This window comes from Nitrosomonas sp. Nm51, assembly GCF_900111165.1.
Lineage (GTDB): Bacteria > Pseudomonadota > Gammaproteobacteria > Burkholderiales > Nitrosomonadaceae > Nitrosomonas.
In genome coordinates, this window is record NZ_FOGH01000074.1 from 1 (window position 1) to 8,545 (window position 8,545).

The 8,545-nt window shown below is 49.0% G+C and carries 10 protein-coding genes, 1 tRNA gene and 1 pseudogene; 9 read left to right on the forward strand and 3 right to left on the reverse strand.

Annotated elements, in window-relative coordinates:
* A partial coding sequence (locus BMY60_RS14080; protein WP_143057391.1) for a transposase family protein occupies positions 1-162 on the reverse strand: 162 nt, incomplete at its 3' end.
* A 506-nt stretch (positions 163-668) separates the two neighbouring features.
* Between BMY60_RS14080 and BMY60_RS14085 the strand changes: the two genes are divergently transcribed.
* Positions 669-2,294, forward strand: a complete 1,626-nt coding sequence (locus BMY60_RS14085) for a formate--tetrahydrofolate ligase (protein WP_090334484.1) — start codon at positions 669-671, stop codon at positions 2,292-2,294.
* A gap of 95 nt (positions 2,295-2,389) precedes the next feature.
* Here BMY60_RS14085 and ppa read toward each other — a convergent pair whose 3' ends face one another.
* On the reverse strand, positions 2,390-2,929 hold the full coding sequence (gene ppa, locus BMY60_RS14090) for an inorganic diphosphatase (RefSeq protein WP_090334486.1): 540 nt from the start codon (positions 2,927-2,929) through the stop codon (positions 2,390-2,392).
* A gap of 140 nt (positions 2,930-3,069) precedes the next feature.
* Here ppa and BMY60_RS14095 point away from each other — a divergent pair, with 140 nt between their 5' ends.
* Positions 3,070-4,008, forward strand: coding sequence for an alpha/beta fold hydrolase (locus BMY60_RS14095; protein ID WP_177166690.1), 939 nt, complete (start codon positions 3,070-3,072; stop codon positions 4,006-4,008).
* A gap of 33 nt (positions 4,009-4,041) precedes the next feature.
* On the opposite strand, the gene BMY60_RS15875 is transcribed toward BMY60_RS14095, so the two are convergent.
* Positions 4,042-4,224 (reverse strand): hypothetical protein, encoded by a 183-nt coding sequence (locus tag BMY60_RS15875; protein WP_177166691.1) that lies wholly within the window; start codon positions 4,222-4,224, stop codon positions 4,042-4,044.
* 177 nt (positions 4,225-4,401) lie between these two features.
* On the opposite strand from BMY60_RS15875, the pseudogene BMY60_RS14100 reads away from it, so the two are divergent.
* The 7 genes and pseudogenes from BMY60_RS14100 to BMY60_RS14130 form a co-directional block, all read left to right on the forward strand.
* Positions 4,402-4,662, forward strand: a pseudogene (locus BMY60_RS14100) (IS110 family transposase); the annotation flags it as partial.
* Positions 4,663-4,791: 129 nt separating this feature from the next.
* Positions 4,792-5,748 carry a tRNA glutamyl-Q(34) synthetase GluQRS gene (gene gluQRS / locus BMY60_RS14105; RefSeq protein WP_256250904.1) on the forward strand — a complete coding sequence of 319 codons (957 nt, stop codon included), beginning with the start codon at positions 4,792-4,794 and terminating at the stop codon, positions 5,746-5,748.
* Between the two features lie 11 nt (positions 5,749-5,759).
* Positions 5,760-6,917, forward strand: a complete 1,158-nt coding sequence (locus BMY60_RS14110; RefSeq protein ID WP_090334489.1) for an FAD-dependent oxidoreductase — start codon at positions 5,760-5,762, stop codon at positions 6,915-6,917.
* Between the two features lie 23 nt (positions 6,918-6,940).
* A complete protein-coding gene (locus BMY60_RS14115) occupies positions 6,941-7,423 on the forward strand; it encodes an SRPBCC family protein (protein ID WP_090334490.1) in 483 nt (160 codons plus the stop codon).
* A gap of 69 nt (positions 7,424-7,492) precedes the next feature.
* Positions 7,493-7,939, forward strand: a complete 447-nt coding sequence (locus BMY60_RS14120) for a PAS domain-containing protein (protein ID WP_090334492.1) — start codon at positions 7,493-7,495, stop codon at positions 7,937-7,939.
* A 151-nt stretch (positions 7,940-8,090) separates the two neighbouring features.
* Positions 8,091-8,180, forward strand: a tRNA-Ser gene (locus tag BMY60_RS14125).
* 164 nt (positions 8,181-8,344) lie between these two features.
* Positions 8,345-8,545 (forward strand): Arm DNA-binding domain-containing protein (locus BMY60_RS14130; RefSeq protein WP_143057465.1); only part of this gene is annotated, 201 nt, incomplete at its 3' end.

Consider the following 8,545-nt stretch of genomic DNA (forward strand, 5'->3'; position numbering starts at 1 on the left):
TTCCTCAATAGCCACCCAATTGTCCGCTCCACAAATAACTGAACAAAGAGTGATAAAAAATATATCCTGGAGCTGATGTTTCTTTTGCCTATCCACTCTTGGGTCTTTTATACTTGAAAAATGATGAATGATTGAAGGCGTTGCCGTTGGTTTGTCTATCATTTGAAATCAAAATGATAAACCTAATACCTCAACTAATTTCTATTTTCAAGTATTTTTAAGCCCGATTGCCCTGGAAACTCTAGCAATATGTATTGACTGCTTAAGAAAAGTACATTGATAAAACAATCAAACCCACAGCCACAGCACCGATCAGTGCGAGATTAAAGCCCAGTTTTTTAAAAGTGCCAGCATCTTCTTCCTCTAACATAGCCATTTTGAACCTCACATAATGAATTAATCGAGACGGTATTGTGCACCAGGTCCAGGTCAAATTTATTGACTCAGATCAATAAAATGCCAAATAATAGCTTCCAAAAAATACACTTGGCCAAACTCATTCATAAGCACTGGGTCGCGCAAAAATACGGCCATTATTGAAGCAGGTATCACCCATTGCTTATCGCATACATCGTCTCATACAAAAACCACTGCAACGATGTTCATTGATCGACTTGTCCGCAACCGCATAGTAAGCTTATAAGCAATGCCGATTTAAAATCCTTAACATGCATACTATTCTGGATATTGCCAAAGTATTGGGTCTGCAATCCGACGCGCTGATACATTACGGCGAGCACATGGCCAAACTTCGGTTACAGGCATTACCCAACGCCAGGATCCAATCGGCGGGAAAAATCATCCTGGTTTCAGCGATCAATCCAACCCGCAGCGGCGAAGGTAAAACCACGGTCGCTATCGGTCTTGCGCAAGGTCTGACGCGCATCGGCAAAAAAACGGCGCTGGCACTGCGTGAACCGTCCTTAGGCCCGATTTTCGGCGTCAAAGGTGGCGGCACCGGTGGTGGGCACTGTCAACTCGAGCCGTCAGCCCGTATCAATATGCACTTCACCGGCGACATGCATGCTATTAGCGCCGCGCACAATCTGCTGGCCGCATTGCTGGACAATGCCATTCATTTTCGCAGCGAGCTTGATCTGGAGCATCGTCAGGTTTTCTGGCGGCGTGTACTGGATGTCAATGATCGCGCCTTACGAAAAATTGTCATTGGACTGGGTGGAAGACTCAATGGCGTGCCGCGCGAAACCGGTTTTGATATCACCGCCGCTTCGGAAATCATGGCCATTCTTTGCTTAAGCGAAAATACCGCCGATCTGAAAGCCCGTCTGGGCCGTATTCTGGTTGGCTTCAACCGCGCCGGGCTTCCGATCACGGCGCAAAGCCTGCAGGCGTCAGGCGCAATGGCAGCGTTGCTGCACGATGCCATACTGCCGAATCTGGTGCAATCCACCGAAGGCGTGCCGGCTTTTGTGCATGGCGGACCGTTCGGCAATATCGCACATGGCTGTAACAGCGTGATGGCTACCCGCGCTGCAGCAACTTATGCAGACTATGCCGTAACCGAAGCAGGTTTTGGTTTTGACCTGGGTGCGGAAAAATTCTTCGATCTGAAATGTCGCAGCGCCGGTCTGTGGCCCAGTGCCGTGGTGCTGGTGGTAACCGTACGCGCCTTACGTATACACGGCGGTGGTAATTCCACTCAATCCAGCGATCCCGGTGCAATCAAACGCGGACTGGAACACCTGAATCATCATATCCACAGTGTGCGCGTATTCGGCTTTGAACCGGTCGTTGCCATCAATTGCTTTGCCGCAGACACTGAGCAGGAACTGGCTGTCATTGAACAATGGTGTAACGAATACAGATTGAATGCAGCCCGTTTTACCGGTTTCACGGATGGCGGCGCTGGCGCTGAAGCACTAGCGCAAACCGTAGTCAACGCAGCCGCGCAGCCGCAGCCGGAAGCGCGCTATCTTTACGATCTGGCATCTTCACCTGAAGCGAAGATCACCGCCGTGGCCAAAACGATTTACGGCGCCAGTGACGTCGATTTCAGCCGGGCGGCCAGAAAAGATCTTGAACGCATCAGCGCGCTGGGTTACAACCGGTTGCCGGTCTGCATCGCCAAAACCCATCTGTCACTCAGCGGTGACCCCACGCGGGTTGGACACCCCTGCGGTTTTGCATTGCCGGTAGAATCGGTACGCATCGCCGCCGGCGCGGGTTATCTGCTGGTACTGACCGGCGACATCGTCACCATGCCCGGACTGCCGCGCGAACCGGCTGCACACCATATCGATCTGACTGATGATGGAGAAATTACCGGGATTTGACGAACAATGCCTGGCAATTCAGAGTCAGACGATGCATTCGCCAGCAGCCGCAGTATGGTGCTACGGTGCTGCACTGATCCGCCCTGCGATTTAATTCAGGTAGAGATAGTGTTTTTATATCGTTCTATCGCCTCGACGATTAACCGTCCGGCTTCATTGACATCACGCCAGTCGCCGATCTTTACCCACTTCCCAGGTTCCAGATCCTTGTAATGTTCAAAAAAATGTGCGATCTGGCTGAGGGTGATTTCCGGCAAGTCGTCGTAATTGAAAATCTTCTCATAGCGTTTGGTCAGATGCGGGGAAGGCACCGCGATGATTTTTTCGTCCTGCCCGGAATTGTCTTCCATCACCAGTACGCCAATCGGACGCACATTGATCACACACCCCGGCACAAGCGGACGGGTGTTGCACACCAGTACATCGATGGGGTCGCCATCGTCGGATAATGTGCTTGGCACAAAGCCGTAGTTACCCGGATAAGTCATCGGCGTATGCAAAAAACGATCCACCACCAGCGTGCCCGAATTCTTCTCGAGTTCATATTTGATGGGATGACCGCCGATCGGCACTTCAATCAGTACATTGACGTCTTCCGGCACGTTGTTGCCGATGGGTATAGCTTCGATACGCATTTACAGTCTGCCTCGTTTTGCAAAAGAACGCATTATAACGTATCTGAAAACTAAACGCTTTTGTAGCGGCGATGATACATCGTCTCAATAGTGGAATGTCTTTCAAGCTTTTCACTTCGGCCGTTTAACGGAACGCATCTATGTTACAGTCAACCGTGCGATTTAAAAAAACAAAGAAAAGATTGGGGCATTACGTCATGCATGAATCCTGGCAACATGACTACGTTCGCGTTAATGGTGTCCGCCTGCATTATGTCACACAGGGCGAAGGCCCGCTTGCCGTGCTGCTGCACGGTTTCCCGGAATTCTGGTATTCCTGGCGGCACCAAATTCCGTCGCTGGCACAACATTTTCGCGTTGTCGCACCCGATCTGCGCGGTTACAACGACAGCGAAAAACCGCCGGGCGTAGCGAATTACCGTGTGGATACGCTTGCCGCCGATGTCCTGGAATTGATTCATGCATTCGGTGAAGAAAAGGCAATCATTGCCGGTCATGACTGGGGCGGCGGCATCGCCTGGGTGTTCGCAGCGGCATATCCCAAGGCAACGAAAAAGCTGGTTGTCTTGAACTGCCCCCACCCGGCTGCGTTTCAGCACCACCTCAAAACCAACTGGCGGCAATTGCGGCGCAGCTGGTATATGTTCTTTTTTCAAGTGCCCTGGCTGCCGGAATTCGGCATGCGTTTGAACCTGCGGTGGTTTGTTGAAAAAACCTTTCGCGGCATGGCGGTTCGCAAGGAAATATTCACAGACGACGAACTGCAGAAATACACCGAGGCACTGCAACAGCCCGGCGCACTGACCGCGGCAATTAACTACTACCGCGCCGTGTTTCGCGAAAGACTGCGCCACGGAGAACGGTCATTCGACAAGATCACCTGCCCGGCATTGTTGATCTGGGGAGAAGAAGACACCGTGCTGGGCAAAGAACTCACCTGCGGCATGGAATCCTGCTTCACCGATCGTCTCGAAATCAGGTACATTCCCCATTGCAGCCATTGGGTGCAGCAGGAACAACCCGAGCTGGTAAATCGGTATATGACTGAATTTTTGCTGGATGGAGAAAGTTGTGATTAGTCTGACAGGTAAGGTGCCAATAAGCGAAGCACATTACACCATCAAATCGTCGTCAGTGGTGTAATGCCCTGCGGGTATTACACTCTGCTTTTCTGGCCGCCAACCCGAACGATCAGCAAGATGATCAAGCAGGTTTTGAGTTTCTGAAGTCGTGAGCATCACCGGCAACCGTGCCGGCCGTTTTGCACGCTGCATGGTGGCAGGAAGAGGCCGCACATTTTTTTGGTGACTTGATCCCGTACTCTAACGTGACCCACCGAACTGACCCGAGCCCCGGATTGCTTCCATAGAGAGCGTACGTTAAAAAGGCCGAAAGCAGATAAATGCTTTCAGGGATTTTCAGCTCCGGTTCCGCCACCTTCCATTGGCAAGTATAAAATGAATGGAGGCGTTATGGAATTGGATGTAATTTATAAACGTGTCGTTGGACTCGATGTCCATCAGTCGCAGATTACAGCGTGTGCCTTGATTGAAGAAAGCGATGGTTCGATGCGTACCGAGCAGCGCCAATTTGGCGCATTCAAGAAAGACCGGCGCATGTTGGCACAGTGGGCAACCCAATTGCAGCCAGACGAGGTTGTAATGGAGAATACTGACGGATACGCGGCTATCTGTCTACTTGCAGAAAAAACAATGTGTCTGCCAGCCAGGCATTCATGCTGCTTTTCGACGGAAAATTGCCTCACTTTATACTGTAAGCTACCTTTAGATTAGAATTACGCTAAACAGTTACATTATTTGTAAGGCTCACCGAATGATCCCGGTTTGAACCCAGACAATCATATGCATACAATGGATGCGGTGTTGGATACATTCTCAAACAGTTCCGTTTACCGCGGTCGTTTTGCGCCCTCTCCAACGGGCCCGTTACACTTCGGCTCACTGGTGACGGCTGTAGGCAGTTATCTGGACGCCAGATCGCATAACGGTGAATGGCGGGTCAGAATAGAAGATCTCGACCCTCCGCGCGAGGTGCCGGGCGCAGCACGCGATATGCTGGTTTTACTCGAGAAACTCGGTATGGAATGGGACGGTGAAGTCGTTTATCAGAGCCAACGCCATGACTTATACCGCGCTGCTTTGGCGCAGCTAAAGAAGGAAACACTGATTTATCCATGTTTCTGTTCACGCAAAGAAGTGGCCGCATCCAAATTAACCGGTATTGACGGCCCAATCTATCCCGGAACATGCCGGAAAGCCCGGGATAACGGCCAAAACAATCAGCAACAGAAACGCAGTGCGATGCGTGTAACAACAGATAACCGCCGTATTAAACTAGTGGATCGCGTGCAAGGCTTCTTATCACAACGCATTGGTCAAGATATCGGCGATTTTACCCTGCGCCGCACCGACGGCGTGTTTGCATACCAACTGGCGGTAGTGGTTGATGATGCAGATCAACATATTACCCACGTCGTACGCGGGTCTGATTTGCTTGATTCGACGCCGCGGCAGATATTTTTGCAGCAACTGCTCAAATATCCTGTACCGGTATATATGCATTTACCGCTTGCAACAAACCGGCGCGGCGAAAAGCTCAGTAAGCAAACCTTTGCTGCACCAGTCAGCCAATTCGATGTATTATCACAGCTTGTGGCCGCATTGCGGTTTCTTGGTCAGAATCCGCCGCAAGCACTGCACGACAGCAATCTGGAGACATTCTGGCAATGGGCGGTTCAGCATTGGCGAACGGACCGCATACCGATATCCAGTGCGCCTGTGAGTTTTTTCATCAAATAAAAGGAGAGTGCGTGGCGCTACTGCCATTTTATATACCTGGCAAGAGACGGATAAAAGTGGTGATAGCCGGTGGCGGTTATGCCGGCATGGCAGCGCTGACAACGTTGAAGCGTTACGCTCCCGATGCTGTTATTACTCTGATTGATCCCGGCGACCAGCATCTCAAAATCACGCATTTACATGAAACGTTCCGTTATCCATTGTCGAATTTGCTGGTGCCGTTCAGCACTCTGGAAACGCGCTTTGGCTGCCGTCATATTCAAGCTTCACTCACTGTGACGGACGAATTGTTACGGCAGTGGCAGAAGGACAAGTATCTTGTAGCCAATGATGCTATTATTGATTTTGATTATCTGGTTATAGCCACGGGCGCTGAATCCCGTCAGGCTCCGCAGTCTGGTAACGTACTGACATTGCAGCACTTTATGTACACAGCCGGGCCGGATTTGCTTCTTAAACACCTGAACCGGGCACACAAGGATCAACCCATTATTTCTGTGGTTGGCGCAGGCGCGACCGGCATACAGTTTCTATTTGAAATCAGACGGTATTTGAGCAGACAGAAAATCGATGCGAAACTACAATTGATTCATTCAGGTGACCGGGTACTTGCGCAATTTCCACAGGGTTTTGATGACTATGTGCAAACCTGTATGCAGGATTTGAATATCAAAGCTGTACCCGATGTCCGCTATCACGGTCAATCAGACGATCAAATACAGCTTGAAGACAAACAATCCGAACGATTTTATGAACTGCCGTCGCATTTGACGCTGCTGTTTTTGGGTAAAAAGCAGGAAACAGTGTTGTCTGCAAACGCGTTTGGTCAGGCGGTGGTCGGCCAGCAAGCGTTGCGGCATATCTTTATTGCGGGTGATTGCTCAGTCTACAAGTCCCCGGGATCGAATGTACTGTGTGCACAATCGGCCGTTCGCAAAGGCAAATTGGTCGGCCGCAATATTCTGCGCCACTCGGGATTGCTTGCACTCCTAGAACCCTATCTGCACCATGATATCGGATATGTGGTCAATCTGGGCCCCACAGATGCTGTCGGCTGGTTGGTTACAGAAGGTAATATTGTTACAGGTATCCCCGCATTGACCATAAAGGAGTTGGTCGAAGCACAATATGATCTATTATTGCGGGGGATAGATACGTATGTGGTGTAAGAATTTAACGCAGGAGACTATTTATGTTTGGTTTATTAAAACAGACCCCTGTTGTTGGTAAGTCCAGCGCACTGATCCGTGGTCCGTCTGACAAACTGTTTAATTTTATCGGTGTTGAATTACTGGAAAATTATCCACGCTGGTCGCCGGAGGTCAAAAAACTCGAGAAACTGACAGACGGTCCCGTTAAAGTCGGGACACAATGCCGTCAGGTGCGCATTGATCAGGGAAACCGATCGGAGTCGATATTTAAAGTCACAGTATTCGAACCCGGTGCGCGCATCCTCTTTGAAGGTGTTTCAAATCCTTACCGGTGTGATTATCTGATTGAAACAGTGGACGAGAAAGCCAGCCGTATAACGTTTGTTTTTGAATTACTTGATCTGGACTTACACATGAAACCCTTTGAAAAGCTGATTCGTATTGCTGTTCAAGATGGCACTGATAGAACAGTGCATAATATAAAAAAAATCATTGAGACTGAAAACGCAGAAATGGCTGGTTAAATTAAATAAGCGTAAAAAACTGGTATTGCTGTACAGCATGCAGCTTGAATATAAACTTGGAGAAATAGTATGGACTTTATTGTTGAAAAAGATCCTGGATTGATTCCGCAGGTATTATCTAAAATTCTGGATTCATGCATTAATGGTGTTTCACTGGCCGATCCCGATCTGGAAGATATGCCGCTGGTTTATGTCAACAAGGCATTTGAGCAGATAACGGGTTACTCTCAAGAAGAAACCCTGGGGAAAAACTGCCGTTTTTTGCAGGGCGAGGATAAAGACCAAGAACAGGTTGCCAAATTACGGGAAGCGATTAAAAACAAAGAGCCGGTTGAAGTAACACTCAGAAATTACAAGAAAAACGGAGAGTTATTTTATAACCATCTAAAAATGATGCCGTTATTTGATTCCAATGGCAACCTGCTCTACTTCCTCGGCGTTCAGCATGACGCCACCAATCAGATTAAAGCCGAAGAAGAAATCAAACAATTGAAAACACAGCTCACAGCGCGCTAAAAAAATAGCCAGTGCTGTCGACGGATTTGCACAAAGCTCCATACAGAAAATGTGGATCTTCTCTCAAATTACCATGAGCTTCAATGCTGTTCTGCGGGCAAATAAACTGGTCAAATCGCGCATGAAAGAGTATGATAGCCGTTCTTTTCAGGGAGGTGTGGCCGAGTGGTTTAAGGCAGCAGTCTTGAAAACTGCCGTAGGGGTGACTCTACCGTGAGTTCGAATCTCACCGCCTCCGCCATTTCCGTATCCGTAACCATCCGCAGTTATCCATTAATCTTAGCAGAATCATTTATTTATTAGGTTTTTGCTTCCGTGCTATTCCATAACTATCCGCTTGCATCCAACTTAAAACAGGGGTAACTTTAGGGGTAACAATTCTACCCCTGCAAAAGTTACCCCACTATGGCCGAAAAATACAAAGATACGCGTTATAGAAACGCTACATCTGAAGGGAAGAAGCTAACCAAGTTATATGACGGTAACGGTCTTTTTCTTTGGGTGCATGAAGATGGCCGGAAGTATTGGCGTTTACGTTACAGAATACACGGCAAGGAAAAATCAATCTCGCTTGGTGTCTATCCTGATGTGAGCCTGAGCGAGGCC

Bases quoted from the DNA above. Each gene is read 5' to 3' on its own strand.
- BMY60_RS14085 (WP_090334484.1), top strand. From the start codon at position 669: ATGCATACTATTCTGGATATTGCCAAAGTATTGGGTCTGCAATCCGAC.
- ppa (WP_090334486.1), bottom strand. From the start codon at position 2,929: ATGCGTATCGAAGCTATACCCATCGGCAACAACGTGCCGGAAGACGTC.
- BMY60_RS14095 (WP_177166690.1), top strand. From the start codon at position 3,070: ATGTTACAGTCAACCGTGCGATTTAAAAAAACAAAGAAAAGATTGGGG.
- gluQRS (WP_256250904.1), top strand. From the start codon at position 4,792: ATGCATACAATGGATGCGGTGTTGGATACATTCTCAAACAGTTCCGTT.
- BMY60_RS14115 (WP_090334490.1), top strand. From the start codon at position 6,941: ATGTTTGGTTTATTAAAACAGACCCCTGTTGTTGGTAAGTCCAGCGCA.
- BMY60_RS14120 (WP_090334492.1), top strand. From the start codon at position 7,493: ATGGACTTTATTGTTGAAAAAGATCCTGGATTGATTCCGCAGGTATTA.